This window comes from Paenibacillus sp. BT-177, assembly GCF_025846815.2.
GTDB lineage: Bacteria > Bacillota > Bacilli > Paenibacillales > Paenibacillaceae > Paenibacillus > Paenibacillus polymyxa_C.
Genome location: NZ_JAOYTP010000006.1, coordinates 110577 through 133584, shown reverse-complemented (window position 1 = coordinate 133584; position 23008 = coordinate 110577). Strand labels below are relative to the sequence as shown.

General features: G+C 45.6%; 23 protein-coding genes. 3 read left to right on the top strand and 20 right to left on the bottom strand.

Annotated elements, in window-relative coordinates; all coding sequences use genetic code 11:
* Positions 1-139: 139 nt before the first annotated feature.
* From OIU26_RS18505 to OIU26_RS18450, 12 genes are all read right to left on the bottom strand, one after another.
* Positions 140-823: a hypothetical protein gene (locus OIU26_RS18505; RefSeq protein WP_264217630.1), complete on the bottom strand. Its 684-nt coding sequence runs from the start codon at positions 821-823 to the stop codon at positions 140-142.
* Positions 824-939: 116 nt separating this feature from the next.
* On the bottom strand, positions 940-1437 hold the full coding sequence (locus OIU26_RS18500) for a hypothetical protein (RefSeq protein WP_264217629.1): 498 nt from the start codon (positions 1435-1437) through the stop codon (positions 940-942).
* Between the two features lie 47 nt (positions 1438-1484).
* Positions 1485-2039: a hypothetical protein gene (locus tag OIU26_RS18495; protein ID WP_264217628.1), complete on the bottom strand. Its 555-nt coding sequence runs from the start codon at positions 2037-2039 to the stop codon at positions 1485-1487.
* 145 nt (positions 2040-2184) lie between these two features.
* Positions 2185-3375, bottom strand: coding sequence for an MFS transporter (locus tag OIU26_RS18490; protein ID WP_264217627.1), 1191 nt, complete (start codon positions 3373-3375; stop codon positions 2185-2187).
* A 48-nt stretch (positions 3376-3423) separates the two neighbouring features.
* Entirely contained in the window at positions 3424-3996 is a 573-nt protein-coding gene (locus OIU26_RS18485; RefSeq protein WP_264217626.1) for a TetR/AcrR family transcriptional regulator, read from the bottom strand.
* Between the two features lie 201 nt (positions 3997-4197).
* Positions 4198-5499 carry a pyrimidine-nucleoside phosphorylase gene (locus OIU26_RS18480; protein ID WP_264217625.1) on the bottom strand — a complete coding sequence of 434 codons (1302 nt, stop codon included), beginning with the start codon at positions 5497-5499 and terminating at the stop codon, positions 4198-4200.
* Between the two features lie 32 nt (positions 5500-5531).
* Positions 5532-6239 carry a purine-nucleoside phosphorylase gene (gene deoD / locus OIU26_RS18475; protein ID WP_013373173.1) on the bottom strand — a complete coding sequence of 236 codons (708 nt, stop codon included), beginning with the start codon at positions 6237-6239 and terminating at the stop codon, positions 5532-5534.
* A gap of 92 nt (positions 6240-6331) precedes the next feature.
* Positions 6332-7516: a phosphopentomutase gene (gene deoB, locus OIU26_RS18470; protein ID WP_264217624.1), complete on the bottom strand. Its 1185-nt coding sequence runs from the start codon at positions 7514-7516 to the stop codon at positions 6332-6334.
* Between the two features lie 29 nt (positions 7517-7545).
* Positions 7546-8724 carry a NupC/NupG family nucleoside CNT transporter gene (locus OIU26_RS18465; RefSeq protein WP_264217623.1) on the bottom strand — a complete coding sequence of 393 codons (1179 nt, stop codon included), beginning with the start codon at positions 8722-8724 and terminating at the stop codon, positions 7546-7548.
* Positions 8725-8799: 75 nt separating this feature from the next.
* Positions 8800-9195, bottom strand: a complete 396-nt coding sequence (locus tag OIU26_RS18460) for a cytidine deaminase (RefSeq protein WP_016820386.1) — start codon at positions 9193-9195, stop codon at positions 8800-8802.
* A gap of 30 nt (positions 9196-9225) precedes the next feature.
* A complete protein-coding gene (deoC, locus tag OIU26_RS18455; protein ID WP_016820387.1) occupies positions 9226-9888 on the bottom strand; it encodes a deoxyribose-phosphate aldolase in 663 nt (220 codons plus the stop codon).
* Between the two features lie 209 nt (positions 9889-10097).
* Complete coding sequence (locus OIU26_RS18450) at positions 10098-11033, bottom strand: sugar-binding transcriptional regulator (RefSeq protein WP_013373178.1); 936 nt, start codon at positions 11031-11033, stop codon at positions 10098-10100.
* A 275-nt stretch (positions 11034-11308) separates the two neighbouring features.
* On the opposite strand from OIU26_RS18450, the gene OIU26_RS18445 reads away from it, so the two are divergent.
* Positions 11309-11722 carry a chemotaxis protein CheW gene (locus tag OIU26_RS18445; protein ID WP_137079309.1) on the top strand — a complete coding sequence of 138 codons (414 nt, stop codon included), beginning with the start codon at positions 11309-11311 and terminating at the stop codon, positions 11720-11722.
* A gap of 59 nt (positions 11723-11781) precedes the next feature.
* On the opposite strand, the gene OIU26_RS18440 is transcribed toward OIU26_RS18445, so the two are convergent.
* The 4 genes from OIU26_RS18440 to OIU26_RS18425 all read right to left on the bottom strand — a co-directional run bounded on the left by OIU26_RS18440 (position 11782) and on the right by OIU26_RS18425 (position 16949).
* Positions 11782-12900 (bottom strand): slipin family protein, encoded by a 1119-nt coding sequence (locus OIU26_RS18440; RefSeq protein WP_264217622.1) that lies wholly within the window; start codon positions 12898-12900, stop codon positions 11782-11784.
* Positions 12901-13584: 684 nt separating this feature from the next.
* A complete protein-coding gene (locus OIU26_RS18435; RefSeq protein ID WP_264217621.1) occupies positions 13585-14214 on the bottom strand; it encodes a class I SAM-dependent methyltransferase in 630 nt (209 codons plus the stop codon).
* A 69-nt stretch (positions 14215-14283) separates the two neighbouring features.
* Positions 14284-16437, bottom strand: coding sequence for a YcdB/YcdC domain-containing protein (locus tag OIU26_RS18430; RefSeq protein WP_264217620.1), 2154 nt, complete (start codon positions 16435-16437; stop codon positions 14284-14286).
* Positions 16428-16949 carry a sigma-70 family RNA polymerase sigma factor gene (locus OIU26_RS18425; protein WP_244491559.1) on the bottom strand — a complete coding sequence of 174 codons (522 nt, stop codon included), beginning with the start codon at positions 16947-16949 and terminating at the stop codon, positions 16428-16430. The genes OIU26_RS18430 and OIU26_RS18425 overlap by 10 nt, the downstream gene beginning before the upstream one ends.
* A gap of 381 nt (positions 16950-17330) precedes the next feature.
* Here OIU26_RS18425 and OIU26_RS18420 point away from each other — a divergent pair, with 381 nt between their 5' ends.
* Positions 17331-17465, top strand: a complete 135-nt coding sequence (locus OIU26_RS18420) for a hypothetical protein (protein WP_264217619.1) — start codon at positions 17331-17333, stop codon at positions 17463-17465.
* 148 nt (positions 17466-17613) lie between these two features.
* Here the strand turns inward: OIU26_RS18420 and OIU26_RS18415 are convergent, their stop codons facing one another.
* Positions 17614-18021: a carboxymuconolactone decarboxylase family protein gene (locus OIU26_RS18415; RefSeq protein WP_264217618.1), complete on the bottom strand. Its 408-nt coding sequence runs from the start codon at positions 18019-18021 to the stop codon at positions 17614-17616.
* Between the two features lie 122 nt (positions 18022-18143).
* Between OIU26_RS18415 and OIU26_RS18410 the strand changes: the two genes are divergently transcribed.
* Positions 18144-18593, top strand: a complete 450-nt coding sequence (locus tag OIU26_RS18410) for an Lrp/AsnC family transcriptional regulator (protein WP_058712605.1) — start codon at positions 18144-18146, stop codon at positions 18591-18593.
* 1131 nt (positions 18594-19724) lie between these two features.
* On the opposite strand, the gene ribD is transcribed toward OIU26_RS18410, so the two are convergent.
* The 3 genes from ribD to OIU26_RS18395 form a co-directional block, all read right to left on the bottom strand.
* The gene (gene ribD, locus OIU26_RS18405) at positions 19725-20825 is read right to left on the bottom strand and encodes a bifunctional diaminohydroxyphosphoribosylaminopyrimidine deaminase/5-amino-6-(5-phosphoribosylamino)uracil reductase RibD (protein ID WP_264217617.1); all 1101 of its coding nucleotides are present in this window, start codon (positions 20823-20825) and stop codon (positions 19725-19727) included.
* The gene (locus OIU26_RS18400) at positions 20822-21586 is read right to left on the bottom strand and encodes a GTP cyclohydrolase II (protein WP_264217616.1); all 765 of its coding nucleotides are present in this window, start codon (positions 21584-21586) and stop codon (positions 20822-20824) included. Before OIU26_RS18400 ends, ribD begins: the two co-directional genes overlap by 4 nt.
* Positions 21587-21669: 83 nt before the next feature.
* Positions 21670-22767: an FAD-dependent monooxygenase gene (locus OIU26_RS18395; RefSeq protein ID WP_264217615.1), complete on the bottom strand. Its 1098-nt coding sequence runs from the start codon at positions 22765-22767 to the stop codon at positions 21670-21672.
* Between the last annotated feature and the right edge of the window lie 241 nt (positions 22768-23008).

Sequence of the window (23008 nt, the reverse complement as noted above, 5' to 3'; positions counted from 1 at the left end):
ACGAGAGTTTATGAGGGATGTCAAACCTTTTTTTGGTATGGGATGATCTAATAATTTGCTTTCTTCAAGGGGGGGACAGTCAGAAACATTGTATCCGTTTCCGACCGCCTAGAGGGCATGGGCACACGTGGAATATGACTTAGTTGGCTACCGTTTCAAGATTGATCGAAAAAACTCCAAATTGCTTCGGATTGTCCGTAGCTCTTCTCAGCCACAGCTCACCCGATCCCACCATAACTCCCTGATAATTAACAAACAAATCATCTGTCTTTTGGTTCACTAGCGCCTCACGAATCGCGTCCGTAAAGATCTGATCATATTTAGCCAGAAAATCTTTCTTGTTCGGAATCGTTAGCGACTTTTCACTATCATTGACACGCAGAGGGTACAAAATATAATTGGCTACCTTCTCCTTGTCATTGTCGGCAACAGCCTTCTGCAACGCTTTGAATGTGTCCAAAAACGCTTTTTGATCTTGAATACCTGCTACCTCAAAAGGATTTTGAGATGCATTGGGCGCTGCAGGAGAAGAAGATGTATCTGATGAAGTAGCTGGGGCGGAAGGAGCTGACTTTTGCGCATCAGTACCGCTGTTTTCTGCACTCTCGCTCTCTTTAGTTGCTTTGTCACTTTGGGCTGAACCGTTCTGATTGCCTCTAGCACTGTTCTCGATCATGCTTGTACTGCCTCCAGCATCACTCGGTTCAGCATTATTATCCTGGCCGCAGCCTGTAAGAGCTACAAATGTAAGTGTAAGTAAAATGGCTGTAAGTGACAGCCTCCGTGACATTTTGTGATTATCGGATTCATGTTTTTTGGGCACAACGGGTCATCCTTTCTGCTTTCTACTCTGACCTATTCTGTTCATTAAGTCTTCAACCGTTCTATTGTAACATAAGTAGACTAATGACCGCATGTCGTGCCCATTCTGGAAGTAGCTTACAGTGTAATATATGCGAAGGTTTTAACGTTTCCTTGCGATCCATCGTCCGTACTTACTTTCAAAATTAGCTCTTTCGAGGAGTCTTTCGTAGCTTTGTCTTGCCCCTCCGGCTTTACAAACAGCAGATCGTGGCGTTCTCCCGGCTGCAACGTTCTGCTGGAAAACTCGCTCGTTGACCCTTGCAAGTCTAATCCATTCGCACTATTGAGCTTGTATTGTACGGGCTGCTTGCCTGTATTCTTGATACTGATGTACAACTTGCGCCCCTCTTCAAATCTAAAGCTCGTTTGTCCTTGTCCTCCAAATTGCATTCTTTGGTCATGTACGACACGCTTCGCTGCTTCCCCTTGCTTATTTTGCATGTTAAGTGGAGCTGCCTGGTGCGTTACACTCGCCGTTGATGTATAGGTGTTCGTCGAAACGCTCATATTGGCAAAAGCGACATAACCTACGATCCCCCCCGCCACACCCATCCAAACCCATTTTTCCACCATTCCATATCCCTCCTTCACAAAATATACTGGAGCTATGCTGTATGAAGTCAGTCGTCACCGTGATTGTACAGATGGAACGGCTTTATCTTAGCATCGTCCATAAACATGTCTATGTTGCCATGATGTTCAGGTTTATAAATAAACACACCAGGGATAAGCTTCTCCAATTCATCTGCTGCTTCTTTATCCATGTTCAATCTACCGATACGTTCGTGAGCGATGTTCATGATCCAATCCTCGCCATCGGCATTCTGGAAACACAAATCTTCTGGCAATTTCGGATGCACCCAGGAAAACAGGCTGGACGCTGCTCGCTTTAATATTTTTCCAGCCTCAGGCGTGCATTGGTACCGGTAAAAGGTTCCGGCTGTGTAGGCAATGGAATGCTTTCCCCTCATTTCCTCATAAGAGTGGGTGGACAGCAAAAAAGAATTCAAACGCTGTAACAACTCTTTGAACACAACCTCCTTGTCGCTCAACCCATCCTCATCTTCTGTCACCCATTTATGTACGACTAACATAAACGTGTCTGCCCGTTTCATAGCATAATCAATCAGTCTTTCATAAGCTGTCCCACGAACATCACTGTACAAACGGAACATGTCTCCCCTCCTTTGAGCTGTCCTGCGCCCTGACAATAAAAAAAGCCAAACTCATATCTATTATGAGTCTGGCTGTCATATTTTTCAAACTTGTTCAAAGGAATCCATACGGTGGCTCTCTATCTAGATCATCCATATGAGTAGATTACACGTTCAACGTGTTACGGGACTTTTTCTTATCCAGCACACTATATACCACAAAGATAATTAAATAAACGGCAATCAACAAAGTAGAGAACAAATACATTGTTTTATAAGACGTTAATCCGGCAACCATCCCCAGGATCAAAGATCCGCCTCCAACCCCCAAATCGAAAAAATTATAAAAGGAGCCTACAGCGTCCTCTCGCTCATCTTCTCCGACTACACTGATTGCCCAAGCCTGTAGAGCTGGAAAAATAGCTCCAAAACTCGAACCATACAGCACAGCAGCAATTAAAAATTGTAGCTCGGTCCGTGATGAAGCCACCATAACGATGGCGACAATAAGCACAATTCCTGCGGGGATCAAGATATAAGCTGGACCTTTAGTATCAAAAATTCTACCGGACACCAGCCGAACGAGGAAGCTTGCCATTGCCACCGTAAAGAAGAACCAGGCCGCATTGGTAAAACCCTGCTCCTTGGCAAATAAGGCCACGAAAGACATCACGCCCCCTGCCACCACGCCAATTAGCAGCACAAGACCAGATTGCAGCAGCACTCTTTTTTCAAATAATTTAAATAGAACCCTCTTTTTGTCCTTTGCTGTATCTGCCGTCGTGGGGTTCGCAGAACGGCGACGAACCCATATGCTCATCACAAGCGACAGCAGCAAAATTATAGCTCCCGTGGAAAATAGCCCGCTAAAACCTGCCACATGAAGCATCCATATGCCAAGCAGGGGGCCGACTGAAATCGCTACGGTTTCACCTACGCCAAAGTAGCCCATTCCTTCCCCCATACGATGAGGAGGCAAATCATCTGATGCTGAGGTAGCATACAATGTGCTCGCAATACCGAATCCAAAACCATGCACTAGCCGAAAGACTAACAGCAATACCAAACTGGTGGAAAGCATGTAGCTTCCTGTTGCCAGCATACAAATCACAACTCCAATAATCAGTACATATTTCTTGTCCAAAAGCTGGATCAGTGTGCCGGAGAATGGACGAATCAATATAGCTGAGCACATAAACACGCCTGTCACCAAGCCAATCTGTGACGGACTGCCGCCAAGACTTTCCACAAACAATGGCAACGTGGGCATAAGCATTTCAAATGCCATAAATAATAGAGCGTTGGATATCATCAAAAATATAAAATTTCTGGACCAAAAGGTTTCTTTCACAGACACAACTCTCTTCCCCCAATAAGATCATGTTTATTTCAAAAGCTTAGATGTTCAGTCCAAAATCAAGCCATGCCAGTAAATATCCCAGGAGCTTTCCAGACGCGGATCAAAACCAGCGGTGCCGTTGTACACCAGTTCTACCAGCATCCCTTCAATCAAATTCATATAGGCTGTAGTGGCAGATTGAACTGAAACGCGAAGCTTAACCGACGTTTCGGCTGCCAGCCACTCATACACCAAGCTGGTTTTGTGCTGTACATAGCGTGTAACCAAAGCCTGAACCTGGTTTTCCAGCGCAGATGGAATCAGAAATCCGACATACAGAATCAAACGCAGATTCATGGCGCTCTCATAGCGCTCTTTGAATTCAATAATTAATCCTCGCAAAACAGCTTCAAGTGATTGTTCAGCTTGAGCTTGAAAATAACGATCCAGCTCCAAAATTTCTTGGTCTACCGCATCCGCAAATATGTCTAAGAACAAATCGTCTTTGCTTTTAAAATGAGCATAAATAGACTGCTTTTTGATTCCTACCTCATCAGCAATCAATTGTAGGGAGGCGGCATCGTATCCCTTTCTCGCAAATTGCTTTAGGCTTGCTGTTTTAATTTTCTGTAGTGTCATGTGTTCCCTCCCATAACCTTACGAACGGTCGTCAGTTTATGAATTTAGTATAGTTCCCTCACTAGAAATTGACAACCGCTTTTTTAATTCCACCGCTCAGTTGCCTGAGCTGAGAACAAAAAAAGCCGGAAGCCCTCTAATGTAAGGGCTCCGGCTCTATAACTATTGATCTGCTAACGCCTTATACTATACAGCTACAGCTTACTCTGTCACCGTTCCATAGATCAGCACAGGTGCTTCCGCGTGATCCGCAATACGGATGTTCGCGTAGATTTTCTCTATTACTTGGTCCACGTCTTCACGGTTCGCATGGATTGTAACCAGTGAATCGCCTTTTTGAATCGCATCGCCGACTTTTTTGTTCAGCATCAAGCCGACAGCCAAATCAATCTCGGATTCTTTGGTCGCACGGCCTGCTCCCAGTAGCATCGCGGCAGTACCGATTTCGTCAGCCACGATTTCAGCTACCACGCCGTCCTGCTTTGCAGGTACTTCAATAAGATACTGCGCTTGTGGCAAGCGTTCTGGATGATCCACTACAGAAGCGTCGCCGCCTTGGTTCGCAATAAACTCTTTGAATTTCTCCAGTGCTTTGCCGTTACGAATGACCTCTTTAAGCTTCTCTTCGGCGTTTTCGAGGGAGTCTGCTTTACCGGCCAAAAATACCATCTGACTGCCCAAAGCCATACACAGCTCTTCCAGATCTTTGGGTCCTTCGCCGCGCAATGTATCGATCGCTTCTTTAACTTCCAGTGAGTTCCCGATAGCCAGCCCCAACGGTTGACTCATGTCGGAAATAACTGCCATGGTCTTGCGACCCACATTGTTCCCGATACTTACCATGGCATGTGCCAGCTCTTTGGCATCTTCTACTGTTTTCATGAATGCGCCCGCACCTGTCTTGACATCCAGAACGATGGCATCAGAGCCGGCAGCGATTTTCTTACTCATAATCGAGCTGGCAATCAACGGAATTGAATTTACCGTTGCTGTAACGTCACGCAAGGCATACAATTTTTTATCCGCAGGTGTCAGGTTGCCGCTTTGTCCGACGACCGCAATTTTGCTGCGATTCACCAAATCTACGAATTCATCCTTGCTGATCTCTACGTGAAAGCCTGCAATGGCCTCCAGCTTGTCGATCGTTCCGCCCGTGTGCCCGAGGCCGCGACCTGACATTTTCGCTACCGGAATGTCTAAGGCTGCTACAAGCGGAGCCAGTACCAGTGTTGTCGTATCACCCACACCGCCAGTGGAGTGCTTATCGACCTTTACACCTTCAATCGCGGACAAGTCAATCGTATCTCCTGAATGAACCATTGCCATGGTCAAATCTGCACGTTCCCGTTCGTTCATATCTTTGAAGAAAATAGACATCGCCAATGCACTGACCTGATAATCAGGAATTTCACCCTGAGTATAGCCTTGGATAATAAAGTTAATTTCCTCAGTGCTCAGTTCTTTTCCGTCACGTTTTTTTTCAATCAAGTCTACCATTCTCATATGTCATTTCTCCTCACTGTGCGTATGATCGTTTACAGGGATACTGCTGTATCCAGTGCAACTTCCATCATTTCTTTAAACGTGGTTTGCCGTTCCTCTGCCGTCGTTTCCTCACCTGTCAGCAAATGATCACTTACCGTCAGAATGGTCAGTGCGTTTACACCAAACTTGGCTGCCAGCGTGTATAAAGCCGAAGTCTCCATCTCCACACCCAGCACGCCGTATTCCATCAGCTTTTGTACCACTGATTTGTCATCACGGTAGAAGCTGTCTGAGCTGAATACGTTGCCGACATGCATGTTCAAGCCTTTGGCAACACCGCGATCATAAGCGCCCTTTAAGAGAGGGAAGCTGGCAATCGGTGAGAAATCATAGCCGCCAAAGATATGGCGGTTCATGCCAGAGTCTGTACAGGATGCCTGTGCCAAAATGACGTCACGAACGTGTACATGCTCCTTCATTCCACCGCAAGTACCCACACGGAACAAGTTTTTCACACCATACTCGCTAATCAGTTCGTTGACATAAATACTGATGGAAGGCAGCCCCATCCCGGTTCCCTGTACAGACAGGCGTTTGCCTTGGTACGTTCCCGTGAATCCGAGCATTCCGCGTACCTCGTTGTAGCAGGTCACGTCCTCCAGATACGTTTCAGCGATAAATTTTGCCCGTAGCGGGTCTCCTGGCAGCAAAATCGTTTCCGCAATCTCTCCAGGTTTGGCTCCAATGTGTACACTCATGTTTTTTATTCCTCCGTCCCATTTGTCCGTGCTTATATCGTTACTCATATCGTTACTAATAACTTTTGCCTGCACTCTTGCTGGCGTCTAGATTACTGAAGCTCTGCCAAAAAGCTAGTTCCGTGTTCAGGCAGTTTAACACCAAAGTTATCCGCTACGGTTGCTCCAATATCCGCAAACGTCTTGCGAACCGCCAGTTCTTTGCCTCCAGCTGCAAAACGAGGGGAATACACCAGCAAAGGCACATATTCGCGGGTATGATCCGTTCCGCGATAGGTTGGGTCATTCCCATGATCCGCGGTGATGATCAGCAGATCGTCATCGGTCATTTTGGCGAATACCTCGGGCAGACGGGCATCGTAATCGTCCAAGGCTTGACCGTATCCCTGCGGATCACGGCGGTGGCCGTATACAGCATCAAAGTCCACCAAATTCAAAAAGCTTAATCCGGTGAATTCTTCATCCAGCGTAGCCACCAGCTTATCCATGCCATCCATGTTGGACACTGTGCGCACTGCCTTCGTTACACCCTCGCCGTCATAAATGTCAGAGATTTTACCCAAGGCGATTACATCCAGGCCTGCATCCTTCAGTTCATTCATTGTGGTGCGACCAAAGGGCTTGAGCGCATAGTCATGTCGATTGGAGGTACGAGAGAAGTTCCCTGCTTCACCTACGAACGGACGGGCAATAATGCGACCCAGCATGTACGGATCTTCCAGCGTGATTTTACGACAGAACTCACAAATCTCATAGAGCTCCTTCAAAGGTACAACTTCCTCATGCGCCGCAATTTGCAGCACTGAATCTGCTGAGGTATAGATGATGAGTGCACCTGTTTTCACATGTTCTTCGCCTAGTTCGTCAATGATTTCTGTGCCACTGGCTGGCTTGTTGCCAATAACTTTACGACCTGCATGCTCCTCAATGCGCTGGATCAGCTCATCTGGAAACCCATCCGGGAATACACGGAAAGGAACTGCAATATTCAATCCCATGATTTCCCAATGGCCTGTCATCGTGTCCTTGCCGTTGGAGGCTTCCTGCATTTTGGTGTAATATGCGAGTGGCTTATCGGCCACCGGTACCCCTTCTATGGAACGAATGTTGGACAGACCGAGCTTACCCATATTCGGCATGTTCAGACCACCGCGTTCGCGCGCAATATGACCAAGTGTATCTACATCATAATCATCAAACTGGGCAGCATCCGGTGCTTCGCCAATACCAACCGAGTCCATAACGACCAAGTGAATCCGTTTAAATTTAGACATCATAAAAATCCTTTCCTGATTCGCTGTTTTTTTTACAAAAACAACCCTGCAATCGTTGCCGACAGCACGCTAACCAGCGTTGCTCCGTACAACAGCTTCAGACCAAAACGGGCCACTACATTTCCCTGTTTTTCATGCAGACCCTTTACAGCCCCGGAAATGATACCGATGGATGAGAAGTTTGCAAAAGATACGAGGAATACCGATACGATCCCGACCGTACGCTCAGACAAGCCTGTTTGTTTGGTCAGATCCAGCATGGCCACAAATTCGTTGGATACAAGCTTGGTAGCCATAATGCTGCCCGCCTGTACTGCCTCGTTCCACGGAATCCCCATAACAAAGGCGAACGGTGCAAACACAAAGCCAAGCAGCGCCTGAAAGCTGATCCCAAACAACCAGGAGAAAATGCCGTTAACCATGGCAATCAGCGCCACAAAGCCGATCAGCATCGCAGCTACCGTAATAGCAACCTTGAAACCGTCCATAATATATTCCCCGAGCATTTCGAAGAAGGACTGCTTCTCTTCTTCTTGAACCTCCAGTAAATCGTCTTCCTTCTCAATCTTGTACGGATTAATAATGGAAGCGATAATAAAGCCGCCAAACAGGTTCAGCACCAATGCGGTAACCACATATTTGGGGTTCAACATTTGCATGTAGGCTCCCACAATCGACATGGACACCGTAGACATCGCAGATGCACACAATGTGTACAGCCGATGTTTTGGCAGCAGACCAATTTGCTTCTTAACGGAAATAAACACCTCGGATTGACCCAAGATAGCCGAAGCTACAGCGTTGTAGGATTCCAGTTTACCCATTCCGTTTACTTTGCTCAAGACAAGCCCGATATATTTAATAATAAAAGGCAGCACTTTGATATATTGCAAAATCCCGATCAATGCGGAAATGAACACGATCGGCAGCAGTACTCCAATGAAGAACGGTGCCGCCCCTTCATTCGCAATTCCGCCAAATACAAAGTTGATCCCTTCGCTTGCATACCCCAAAAGACTGTTGAAGCCAGCTGCAAAACCTTTGACTAGAATTTCACCAATCTCTGTATTCAGCAGTACGAAAGCAAGCGCTGCTTGCAGAACAACCATAACTATCAGCGGACGATACCTGATTTTACGTTTGTCACTGCTGGCAACGTAAGTAAGTGCAAATACAACGAGCAATCCCACCAAAGCGATTACATATTTCATTTCAATTCCCCCTCATTACATTAAGCGCTTACATTGCCTATAAAAAGAATGCGCCCCAAAGAGGCATTCTTTTTTTTATTTCCCCAGATCCGCAGGTCGAAAGGCACCCGGCAGTAATTGATCCACCGTCCACTCTTCCGTATTGCCATGAAGGTTTGTCAGATAAATTTTGGTGTCTTGATGAGCAAATTCGGAAATGACCTGACGACAGGCCCCACATGGAGACACAGGTCCTTCCGTATCAGCTGCTACCGCAATCGAATCAATTTTTCGGCAGCCTTCGGATACCATTTTGAAAATCGCTGTCCGCTCTGCACAATTGCATAAGCCGTAGGAGGCATTTTCCACATTGCATCCGTGATAAATTGTGCCATCGCTTCCGAGAACCGCAGCACCCACTTGAAAATTCGAATACGGAACATATGCCTGATTACGCGCCTCAAGCGCTTTCTGAATCAATTGATCCTTCATTGCGAATCCCTCCATGACTTTAAAATAAACTTAGTAGGAAGATGTAGATTGCTCGCCCTCGATGATTTTCACACCGGAACTTGCACCGATCCGACTTGCGCCAGCTTCTACTAATTTTTGTACGTCTTCCAAGCTGCGTACGCCGCCGGAAGCTTTAACCCCAATATCAGGTCCTACTGTTTTGCGCATCAAAGCTACGTCTTCCACAGTAGCTCCACCTGTAGAGAAACCCGTCGAAGTTTTCACAAAATTCGCTCCGGCTTTGACGGACAGCTCACACGCCAGCACCTTCTCTTCGTCTGTCAGCAGGCAGGTTTCGATAATTACTTTTACCAGTGTACCCGCAGCCGCTTCCACAACCGCACGGATATCCTGCTCAACGAGCTGTACATCACGCGCCTTCAAAGCGCCTATGTTAATGACCATATCAATTTCAGTTGCACCGTTAGCAATAGCATCTTTCGTTTCGAACGCTTTCGTCGCCGATGTATTGGCTCCCAGTGGAAATCCAATAACCGTACAGATAGCCACGCCTGTGCCTGCGAGCTGTTCGGCTGCATAAGCTACCCACGCCGGATTCACACATACAGAAGCAAACTGGTATTTTTTTGCCTCAGCAGTCAGTTTTGTAATTTCATCTTTCGTCGCATCTGCACGCAACAATGTATGGTCGATTAATGCTGCAATGTTCATATCTAAAAGCTCCTTCATTTAATAAATAGTGTGAAGAAAATGAATCGTTTATTTCTCTGTGATGAGATCATCATAGCACGGCTCTGAACATATGTAAAACACATTTTGAAATTATGTTCAAGCTTGTACACAGGCCGTTCACCTACAATTCATGTTACCCTGTAGGTACACGCCGTAACCATGTTTAATTGAATTGAGGCCAACATGTTCTATTGCAAAAGTGCTTGTGCCGTAAACTGGTCCGTCACCAAGATATTCGCATACTTGCCACGCAGCGATGCCCGAATGGCCTCTACTTTGCGCTGACCCCCAGCTACAAGGATGGACTTCTCCTTCTTTCGCAGCTCAGGTAAATCAATTCCAACGGTACGGCTGTTGATTTCCTGACTGCATATGTTGCCCTCATCGTCAAAAAAGCGCGAGCAAATATCGCCCTTGCCGATCTTTTGCAGCAGCTTCTGCTCTTCATGGTTAAAGTAACCTAAGCGAAACAGCAGCGCATCCTCCTTGACCGTACCCACCGTAAACACCGCAATGTTCGCCTGCTTGCCAAGTTGAATGATACGCTGGATATGCCGATCCTTCTCGACCATTCTCTTAACAGCTTGACTGTCGAAAATCACGGGCAGCGGCAAATACCGAGCTATGGTGTTAAAGGCTTCTGCGAACAAATTTACGGTTTCCACGGCATAAGTGTTGACATGTGAATGGCTTACGCCTCCTTTGAGCTGAACCACCTCAACTCCCTTGACCTGCTTTTGCTGGAGATGAAGCGCCACCGCATGCATGGTTGTTCCCCATGTCACTCCAATAATATCAGCATCCTGTACCGTTTCATGCAAATAATCGGCTGCTTTTTTGCTAATATGCTTCTTGATCTCCTGATATTCATTTAATGGCGAATAACAGACCAGCACGGTATCCAGCCCGTATTTCTTTTTCACCTGCTCTCCGAGCGCGTCCATATCCTCCATCGGGTCCACAATACTGATCCGCACGTATCCCTGTTCCTTGGCAGCCTGAAGTAACCGCGATACTGTAGGACGTGAAACCCCAAGTCTGACCGCGATATCTTGCTGACTGTAATCGTTCAGATAGTATAATCTGGCTGCCTCGATACTTAATCGCTGCTTTTCATGATCCATTCTACCTCAACCCGCTTATCTTAAAATGTAGTGCCGTCGGACATAGCCTTAGCTCCAACATTATATATGTAGGGAAACTCGAAGCCACGCTTTGTCCGTTCGGCTGTTATTTTGGAAGATTTAACTGCTCGTTTGTGATATTCTGTGATTAACTAAAACCATTTTACCGCATCCTCCACTTTATCGTTCCATCTGTCAAAACGCAATAGTTAACCCAATTTACCGCCAGTTCACAACTTGTGATGGACTTATCTGAATATGTAAGGAGAATTGCTATGTCTGAATTTATTGTGTGCAGTCTGGCGGACAAGAAGTTCGCGTTAAACTTTCTGGAAGTAGAAGAAGTCATGAATGCCAAAAAAGGGACGCCGCTCCCCTTTTCCGAAGCATGGCATGAAGGAATGGTGACCATTCGTGGTGATGTATTTACAATCCTTAATCTACGCAAAAAACTGCTTCTTCCCGCATCGAGCGACTCCTCCGAGGACAAAATGATTTTGCTCAGTCGTGCGAAGATTGCCCTGCTTGTCGATCTGGTAGAGGATACGGCATCTGCTGAAGACAGTCAGCTACAAAACAATGAGGAAGAATGGCAACGCGAATTGTTTCCTACTGTGATGGAGCATCGGGGTGCTCTCATTCCGGTGATCGATATGGACGCTTTTCTCGCATCCACCAAGACGAACTAAAATGAAAAATACTCCCAAACCTTGAGCCAGCTTACCTCATCGTTCGGGAGTATTTTCCTTTATTGGAGTCCTTGCCCCTCTTTCATATGAACTAAAGTGTTTAGCTGCTCCAGCAGCGTATTTCCGCCAGTCAGCGATATCGTACCAATTTTCTCGCAGATCTTTTCCATGAATTCCAGCTCTTTGAGTCGATAGAGGGTGGCGTTTTCGTCCATCAGCTTGGCCGTATTGAGCAGACTACGAGTGGATGCCGTCTCTTCACGTCGTGTGATGAGGTTAGCTTGCGCCTTCTTCTCTGCCAACAGCACCGTATTCAGGATATCCTTGATATCCCCCGGCAAAATAATATCCTTCACCCCTGCTGACGTAAAAGTCACCCCATATTCCCCGCTCTGCTCATTCAGTCGAGTCAAGACATATTCCGCAATCTCCTGCTTCATTTTCAGCAGATCATCCAGCTTCATAGTGCCCACGTATTCACGCAGCAGCAGTTGAAGCATAATGTACATTTGCTCCTCGTATGCTCTGAATTCCAACGCCCGCAGCGGGTCGATGATACGATACTGACAGACAAAGTTAAGGCGCAGCGTGATTTTGTCCTCTGTCATGATTTCCTGACCCATCAGGTCCATCTGTTGCTGTCGCATATCTAGTGTTTTGATCTCTGTATTCACCGTGGACAACCAGAAATAATATTTGCCCGGTTTTAGTTCACCTTGCAGCACATTATCGTAATACAAAAAGCCCAATTCATGACTGGCCACCTGAAGGGCTTTCCAGAAGCCCGGTGTCTTGGACAAGAAGGCTTGCCCCAAAGCCTTATCAATTGCAGGCTGCCACGTATCTGCACGAACAAAACGATGCTCCTTGAGCATGTTCCAAAATGCATATTTCCCTGCTGTCAGCAGTTCCACAAACCGATTGTCCTCATAATGCAACACATATTCATGGTCCTCTACATCAATGACAGTCAATTGCTCCAGCAATAGAGGATCTGTCAAAAACAAACGAATATCGTGATCTGGTACAAAAAAAGGGGCGGATACATTTAAAATTTCAACGGCTTCCTGCTGAAATGTCTTCAATAGGTAAGTCCCTGGGTGCAGCAACTTGTGATAGCTTCCTTTTTTGAACAGCAGTCCGCGCTCATCGGCTTTAATCGTTATCTTCTTAAACATCGTATCACTCCTAGTATTAATAATCCTCAACTTAAAAATAGGCTTCTTCGTATGTATGGCGGCTTCGCTTATTCGCACGTTGAGTCAAAACACATTTTTAAAATGAGGATTTCTCCATTTTTGTTTGTTGTAGTAGGGTTAGTGACCCTTGCAGAGCATCCCTCCGGCGTGGAGGGCGGGGCCAAGCTTAAGGAAAAAGAAAGGGGCCGCCTGTTCCCGTGTTCCGGGGATGGAATTCACCAGCTCAACATCGACTGTGAATCCGTATTCCCGAAGCCTCGGGTCCTGTCGGCGCTTACTCTCTCCGGTATCCGCTGGCCGCATAGCCATCGCCCCGGTATCTGTCATCAAGACCAGACATGGGATGCTCTTATTGGGGTCTTTTCATTGTGTTATTCGATCATTCGAACACTCTACCAGAAGTCGCGTGGAAGGCGATTGGGAATCGAACCCTTAATGTTGGTGGATGCATCAGATTTACAGGATACCTGACCCGATCAGGGCAGGCACTGCGGGACCATTGGAAATCCTCGCCTCGGTAATATCTTCCTGCATCAGCCGTTATCATTATTACGCACCCTTGCATTCACGAACATGGCGAAAGTATTACGACCCCATAAAAAACAAAAAAAGACACGGAGGAAGCATAACTGCTTCCCTCGTGTCGTTCTCTTACCATTCACCTTATAGCTCTTTTTGGCATTTTACCATGATAAATTTGAATGGAGGTTTACTTTCCATATTTTTATGTGGCTCAACAATTTCCGAAATTTCTATTAGTCCATATTTTTCGAATTCTTGTTTTATTGAGTCAGAATCATAAAAAAACATTTTTACCCCTTCCATGATCTCGAAATAGTCTTTATCCAGTTGTTTTCCCTTTCCATACATTGGAGCTTCTTTTGAAATCGTAGTAAAAATCATATATCCGTTTGGCTTTAGTTGATGATAGCAATCTCTAATAAACTTATCTCTCTCACGCTTATTCAACAAATGAATAAGTGCATAACAAAATATACCGTCATAAAGCTTGTTATCAAAAGGCATATCCGTTACGGAGCCATGAAAAACACTAATATTAAGCTCTTTTTGTCTCGCCAAATCAATCGCTGTTTTTGAAATCTCAATACCTGTTACATCTATTCCGTTATCAACAAAAACCTTGGCATTTCTACCATATCCAATACCAGGTATCAATATATCCTTAACGTTCTTTGCAAGAAAAAAGTCCTTTGTCAGGATTGCTGAGTCTGAAGGTTCAAAGCCCCACATCATCTGATTTTCTATAAAACTTGATTCCCAAAATTCTGTCATACCTGTTCTCCTCTATATTTATCATATCCAAAGTTTTGTATAGGAGTAAGCCCTTTAACATAGCCCAAATTATTGAACGATGGCTTTCCCCGTTAATGCATCAATGTTAATCTGTTTTCCACTGTAAAGCGAGACCGTTTGGGATAGGTAGACCAGTCTTGGCCCAGTTTGATCCCCATTTCGATTTGACAGGGCATAGGCAAGCATTAACGGCCGATATTGTAGATATGTCTCGGTTGCCTCCTGTACTGTGGCCGTGCCCTTCAGCTCCGGAAGGAGAGAGTGTTCACGTATGGATCGGCGGTTTATAAATCCATTCGCCTTGCCTGTATACGGATCAACCGTTACGATATAAGCTTCATCTGCCTTATCACTTAGAACAGGTATCCCCTTGTAGCTCCGCACATATTCGAACTCCCAGTCCCCTGAGGCTACCGGAGAAGGAACAGCCGGACTGGCTATTTGACTGAGCTGAACTTCATTAACTTCGGGATCAATCCATTTTTTTAGAAATCGAAGTGCTTCATCAGATGCCTGCTGCTCTGTGACAACCAGCCTTGTGTTTGGGGCGCGTGGTATTAAGATTTCCCTTACTTGCCCTGTATAATTATCAACCGTTAAGCGATAGCGCCTACCGTTTGCTTCTTCCCAGCTATACTGGATAAGATGGTTGGACGCATCTTTATTGCAGGAGTAGGCCAACCCTTTTAATGGCGAACCAGCTTGCTCCTCTAACAGCTTTTGGGCATCGTATGAGTTGCGGACAATGGATGCTGGTTCTTTTCCGTCCATAGAAATGGTCTGAACCCCCCTGGAGGCAATGAGTCCGTCGTAATCAAAGCCGTTGTTTCCATAGCTGTATTGCATTTCACCGGATACGGCGTCGATATACCAGAAAGGCAGTGTCATAGAAGAATAGCGATTATAGGTTTCACCCACCGCCGGTGTGTAATCAAGGAATGGCTGCGACTGACCAGTCGATGGCTGCTCAATATAACGAAGCTTCATTTGGCTGACAAGTTTGGCCTTGGCATCCGTCAGACTTAATGCTTTCGAGGGGTCAGGCAGGTCTGCAAGCCTATAATAGGCTGCATCTTTTCGGAACTGTGTCACTTCACCTCCGCTATTAACGGTGACATGGATCGTATCTCCAAGAACAGGCAGACCCTTGTAATATCTTATATACTGAACACCTTGCTCAAAATTAACGATTTGATAGTTTTTCCGATCCTGCTGTAATACCTGATCCAGAAATTGATTAGCCTGCTTTACAGCCAGAGCTTGGCTCGGTGCTTTTATCACGGAGGTTTCCCCTGCTTGTTCTATAGAATAACCCGTAAGAGCTGTGCCCTTTTCTTGGGAAGCCACCATCATGATCTTTCCAGGGGACTCCTTGCTGCTGAACGTCAAGGAACGCTCGTTTGCAGAGATATTTTTATTCTCCAATACAAGGCTGGAGTCCATCTGTGGAATAAAGCCACCCAACTGGTCTATGAGTGCCTGCTCAGCGGGAATGAGTCTGTTATAAGCCACAATCCGTCCCGAGCCATCCACCCACACAGAAAGGTCAGTATGCCTCTGCGGTGAGGATGATTGCTCTCGAAACGTCACATTAATACCTGTAATATCAAGCTTCATGAAACCAAATTCAGGCTTACGGATTTCGTGCGCGTCGGAGAGCATGTAATTATCCCCAGCCAGTATGTGAACAAAATTCTCCGCCTTCTCCTTCGCTACACGTAAGGAGGGAGCATGATCACGGTCCTCTGCGGTAAACCAGTTAAATTGCTCCAACTCACCGCTCTCTTCGTTCACATAGACGGTTGCCCTGGTGTTTCCTTGGCCTGTAAGTTCAGCCAGGACCCAGTCATCTGGACTGTTTTTGATGCTTAATTGGTAAGTCTTAAGCTCCGGAACAGCCTGAAACATTGGCGTTAGGGCTTGCTCTACCCGCTTCATAAGTGGCTGTTCTACAGCCTCGGAGTTCGAAGACATGGTAGTGGGAACTGAATTCATCAGGGCTGATTGCCATACCAAAAATCCTATGATCACCGCTGCGGTTACCGATACCACGGCCATCCAAGAGCGCCGCATACGCCGTTGTGTATAACGGGCTGCTTTTTGGCGTATCCGCTCCTCCAAAGGATAATGAAATGATATATGGTTAGCTGATTGGCGGCTGATCTTACGGACAGTTTCACGCAGCTGTTGATCTACGTCCATGGTATACCCTCCCTCTTCAGTATCGCTTTAAAATGCTGTCTTGCCCGGTATAGACGAGTTCGTACCGCCTTCACGGATATCCCGAGCACCTGAGATACTTCCTTGATGCTCAAATCCTCATAATAGTGAAGTATAAGAATTTCCCTGTAGCGAACGGAAGCCGCCATCAATTGGCGAGCAACGTCCTCTTTTGCAATTTTCCCCATTAGAGCATCTTCAGCGGATGGTTCCCTGGGTGTTTCAATGGGCGTCTCTTTCTTCAAGGTAGAGAAAATTTTACGGAACGACCATGAACGCAAATACTTTTTGGATTCATTAATCGCTATCCGGTATAACCATGTTTTCATGCTGCTCTCTTGCCGAAAGGAGTCCCAGCCGCGAAATGCCTTTAAAAATACCTCCTGCGTAATATCTTCGGCCATCGTCCGGTCCTTAACAATCAGGAAAACGAGTGACAACACACTGTCACCGTAGTCATTCATCATAATTTCCAGAGCGGTATTCCTAGTCATATGTGAGAGCTGGCTATTTTTCTTCATCTCCGCATACACAATGTAAATCCCCCTTACCCAATAAGCTGCAGATATGTATTTGATCCATGTGAAGGCAAATCGTCACAGTAAATTCCTAACGTTCCTCATTTGTCAGTAGCAACCATTTCACGATATATTTCAGCATTCAGTTTATACTCCTCCAATAATTAGGCTATCGAAGTAAAAAAACCGCGAAATGCGCGGTTTCAACATGTAAAAAGTTTTCAAATACTTTTTATTTATATCAAATTTGGATAGATGGTGAATAAATAAAACGTGAAAGAAAAATGAATAACCTCGTTATTGATTGACCAGCACTATCATCTCCAACTCAGGAATAAACATCCTCTGAAGCGTTTCATGCGAAATGAGGTACGGCTTGATTATGATTGGTATGGGCATCCGCTCGAACGGGTCCATGTCCATTTCATCGCCGTCATGGTCGTGCCAGGAATAATCGACGATCTCCCCATTGACCATGCGCTAACACTGTAATCACGATTGGTAAACAGGGCGTCCTTTGACCGTATTCATGCATGTCGTTCATTGATACACCTTTTAGATACGCAGAGTCCTCAAAGGTTGAACGAAACGAAAAAAACGCTGGAGGATTCCGGCAAAATCGTACAATTGATATCCTTCACTAAGGCTCTAAATCCATCAAAGCACCAAACATTTGATTCCCTGTGGTAAAACATATATAAGAGCATAACTCTGCGATTTCAGCATCTGTAAATTCCCTTCGCAACATATCGAATGTCCCCTGATTAATGGAATCGCGACTTTTCAGAAATAAATCAGCGAAGGCAACAGCCAGACTGACTCTCGAATCCTCTATATTCTGTTCCGGCTTTCCTTTAGCCTGACAGTATTTGCACTTATTACCAAAAGCGAGCGTACGACGAACCTGTTCTTTCAGCTCAGCACTTAAATTTCCATGCTCATAGAAAGCATCCTCCAGATTACTCCAATGCTTTAAAATTTCCTTGTTGTGCCCGAGCAGCCGTTGAAACTTCGTGTTCCCTATGTTCGAATACGGTAATCTAACCACACAATCCTCTCCTTCCTTATCCAAAATTATAAGTTTAAATTTCATGATAGTCCTTTACATTCGAAAAGAAATATGTACTATTCATTAACATATAATATTTATTTTTAAATTGGAGGTTCAATATGAAATTTGATAGCATAGATCTGCTTATTATTGATGAACTGGCACGAGATTCTCGATTGTCCATGAGAGAATTGGGGAAAATTATAAACCTGTCCCCCCCATCTGTAACAGAACGTGTCCGGAAGCTTGAAAATGAAGGGATAATCACCGGGTATACGATCGGGATTGATCGAAAAAAACTCGGCTTCGGATTGGAATGTATCATGGAAATCACGGTTAGAAATGGAGACTACAAAAAGCTAAAAACGTTTGTGCAGAACCATCCACGCGTTCTGGGTTGCTGGAGAACTGCCGGCCAGGCCTGTTATTTTGTCAAGCTTTGTGCTGCCAGCTTAGAGGAGATTCAGGACTTTGTAGACAGTATTGCCTCATACGCATCCCCTTTGACCCATATCATTTTTTCCGAGGTAAACAATCTTACAAGTACCAAGCAGCAGCTGACTAAATAGAATGAGAAATCATAGCTTAATTAACAATGTAGTAATGATATAAGCGAACCTCGTTATTGATAATTCATATGTCAAGAGCAGATATCATTAAAACAAAAAAAGACCGCAGATACGCGGTTAGTTCTTGTTATCTTACAATTGTGTTTCGAGGGTTTCGCATTGGTTAGACTAAATTAGAGGTGTAACACGAACCTGTACTACGATTATTAGGACAACGTGTCCGTGAATTACGAAAAAAACAAGGTCATTCGTAGTAATATTTAGGAGAAATAGCCGTGAACTTGGGTTAGAGAATTTTAACCATACGTGACTTATGAAGTTAAGACCTAGCAAAAAAAGACCTGCTAAAAGTTAGCAGGTCTTAAGATATGTCACGATTATGGCAGGCAACCTGAACCAGTAAAAGGCACCTATCCTGCCACGAAGATAACCAGGAACGGGACACTACCATTGTAAGTCACATACTAGGATAAGGACTTTATATAAATGAAGTACAAACATTACCCTTCTAGATATCGATTTGGATACGAAAGGGTCGTTGTATTGTCAGACAAGGCAGCCACTGTAAAACAGATTTTTTCGTTTTAAAGGTGAAAATATCCAAATAATATACAAGGAACCAGGACGAAAAACCCAAGTATTATGTAATGATGCTATTTTGATTTCATCCCATAAGACGTTCACCGTATGAGTTATTCACCCCATTAACCATTCACCCTAATAAACATTTAGTCTATAAAAAAAGACCCTCCAGGCCTTTTAGCCCTTCAGATCCTCTGTTTTGAATTTATAAGTTTTTGAGTTTTTGAGTTTTTGAGTTTTTGAGTTTTTGAGTTTTTGAGTTTTTGAGTTTTTGAGCTTTTGAGTTTTTGAGCTTTTGAGTTTTTGAGCTTTTGAGTACTTATTTCTCATGCCCTTACCCATGCTCCACACACCATTTCGAAAAATGAGTGACTTTGCGGTGGGCAGCAGCGGAGCGGAGGGGTTGAATCTGGAGAAGCGGTAGCGTTCGCCTTTGCAGTGGGATTCTTACCTTTAAATATCTTATACAATCCGAAGAATTCCACTGCAACAGCGATCGGAAGATCAACCCCTTCGCGGAGCGTCCTTCTCCACCCAAAAACAACTCACTCATTTCCCTCGCCCAAAATACCCTTCTATTTTCCAGTCCACGCCAACCTGCGTCACGCTCAAGTCCTGCAATGCCATCGCGTCGCTCATCGCAGACACGCCCTCTCCCCCGAGAAAGCCCGGGGCGGAGCGCCCTCCAACCAGCTTCGGCGCTATATACAACACCAGCTTGTCTGCCAATCCTTGCTGCACGAACGAAGCGTTCACCTCGGCCCCGCCTTCCACGAATACCGATGAGACCTCCGCCGCCCCCAGAATGTCCAGCATTTGCGGTAGGTTGACCCGATCACTATATTCATCCTGTGTCGGATATACCTTCACACCAAGCTGTTCCAGCTGGCTTCGCTTGCCTTCATCGTAAGTCCGCCCTGTGAATATCCAGGTAGGCGCCTCTCCATCTGTAATAACACGAGCATCCAATGGAATACGAAGCTTACTATCCAGAATGATACGAATCGGATTCCGCCCTTCTGGTAGACGAGTCGTAAGCTGAGGATTATCATGAATCACGGTCTGTACACCGACCAGGATGCCTACATGCTCGTGACGAAGACGATGCACATCCTCCCGTGCAGCCTCAGATGTGATCCACTTGCTTTCAGAGGTTCGAGTTGCAATTTTACCGTCCAGTGTTACTGCCGATTTGATCGTAATAAAAGGACGCTTGTTCACGATATATTGATTGAACACTTCATTCATACGGATGGATTCCTGCTCACATACTCCGACAATGACCTCAATGCCTGCATCTTTCAAAATCTGTACCCCTCTGCCGGAAACCAGCGGGTTCGGGTCCAGTGCTGCAATCACCACCCGACGAATGCCAGCCTTCACAATCGCTTCCGCACACGGGCCTGTCCGGCCGTGATGGGAACATGGCTCCAGCGTTACATAGATCGTCGCTCCCTGAGCATGTTCCCCTGCCATACGCAATGCATGAATCTCGGCATGGGGCTCGCCGGGCTTCAAATGAGCGCCGATCCCAACGATACGGCCATTATTGACAATGACTGATCCAACGAGCGGATTCGGCTCTGTTTGCCCTTTGGCACTTCTGGCATTTTCCAGTGCCAGACGCATATATTTTTCGTGAGTGTTCATAGAACCTCCCTGAGATCGGAATCCCGCAAATGGCCGGATCGTTCTACTTTTGTATTCAAATACCGTTCATTATATTGCGACACATCGCCCCAGAGCGGCATACGCCCCGCCACATTCATACCTGACTTCTTCAAGGCATCCAGCTTTTTAGGGTTATTTGTAATCAGAGTTACTGGTTTTTGTCTCAAGTGCTGAAGCACACTAATGGCATCCGCATAATTGCGTGTATCATCTTCAAAACCCAACTGATGGTTGGCTTCGACGGTATCCATGCCTTCTTCTTGCAGAATATAAGCCATGGCTTTACTAAACAAACCGATCCCGCGACCTTCATGATTTGCTAGATAGAACAATGCACCTGTTCCATGTTCCACAATCATTTTCATCGACTGGTGGAGTTGAAATCCGCAGTCACAGCGCTTGCTACCAAAAATATCTCCAGTATGACAAATACTATGCATGCGAACTAATGCATTTTCGGACTGTTGGAGATCCCCGTACACCAATACGCTAGATTGTTGTCCCTCCGCCAAATTGAGTGTGGACAATCGCTTCACAATCGTCTCAGCATTGGCATTCAGTAAGTCCTGACGATCTTCCTCATCCCGTACAGGCAACCAGCAATACCATTGAAAAACAATCGTTTCCCCTTCCAAATTAACTGGCAGCTTGATCGGTCCTACCAAAATCGTCGAAGATTGCTTTCCACGAATAGTTTGAATTTTATCGTTAAGTAGCGTAGCTACATCTTTTTGGTTCATCTCTCTGCACCATCCTTTATATAAACTTTATATATGAAATGTCCTGTATTTCTCAGGCTAATCGTTGTTGTCAGGGTGTTACATCATTGACCTATGTGTAAGAAATGTTCATGAAACGTGGATTCCATGGTCAGTTGACGCTCCTGAAGCTCGGTGACAGCCTGTCGTCGTCCGTCTTCGAAAACCTTTAGGTCTTCTGCGGTATATATCTGCTGGCGTAAACGAAGAAGCTCACTGGCCAGCACATCGGCATCCTTCAAAGCAGCGTTCAAGCCAAAAGCTCCCGTGGGTGTCATGGTATGCGCCGCATCTCCAATCAGGACCAGTCCGTTCTGTGCCCATGTGTCACTGCGGCTGCTGAAAATATCCAACGGTACGAAGTCCTTCCATGAACGAATGTGATCATGCACACTATGCTTCAAATCCGGAAAAGCCTCCGTAAACAGCTGTATAAATGGTTCAAAAGATTGCTTAAACAGGGTGGAAAAGCTCCCCTCCTCCACATTCCAGCCAATTTGGATATAACCCTCAGCCTGCGAGAATAAAGCCAACTGACCTCCGTTGACCAGGGCTAGACGAGTGACGGGCTCCCACCCGGCAGGTGCCGTGATTTTGGTCCATAGCAGATCATAGCCGTGGCGAATGTTCGTCACAGGCATCTGCGCCAGCTTGCGCACAGTCGAATAGCGTCCGTCTGCCCCCACAATCAAAGAACTGTGAATCGTAATCTCATGACCGTTCTTATCGCGGGCTGTCAAGCCCGTGTATCCCTGCTCGCTGTCACCTTCCAACGCAGTCACAGTTGTACCTGCCAGGTAACGGAAGGACTCGTAGGTGGACGCCTGCTTGAGCAGCGCCTCCAAAAATCGAGGTTGTGGAATATGCACTCCCACATTACCATGGATTGAAGCTGGCTCGACCGTTTTGATCTGCTGCTGATGCTGCCAATATTCGATTCTTGTGGAGGCAAGAATATGATCCTCATGAATTTGTTCGAGCAGCTTATGTTTTTGGATCAATTTCTGACCCTCATCATTTAAAATTTCACCGCGGAAAGCCTTTCCGGGTACGCTCTGCCGCTCAACCAATATCGTTGAAACACCCTGCTCCGCCAGTAGACAGGATAACAAAGTCCCTGCGGGTCCCCCTCCAACTACGCATACTTCACATTCCAGCTTCATCCGACTTCCCCCTGCGCCCAAACCATAACCTCAACGATTCGTTCGTATCTGTTCATTTAATTACGTCTTTAATAATATCAAATTATGTTCAAATTTTAAGTATTAATATCTTAAGCTCCGTAGCAAAGCTAACAAGTTACTTTATGTAACAAAGTATATTTATATCATACAATTTCGTCAAGTAATAAATTTATGTAAAGTAAAATCATTTACTTTTAACAGTGAATCGTTAATAATAGGA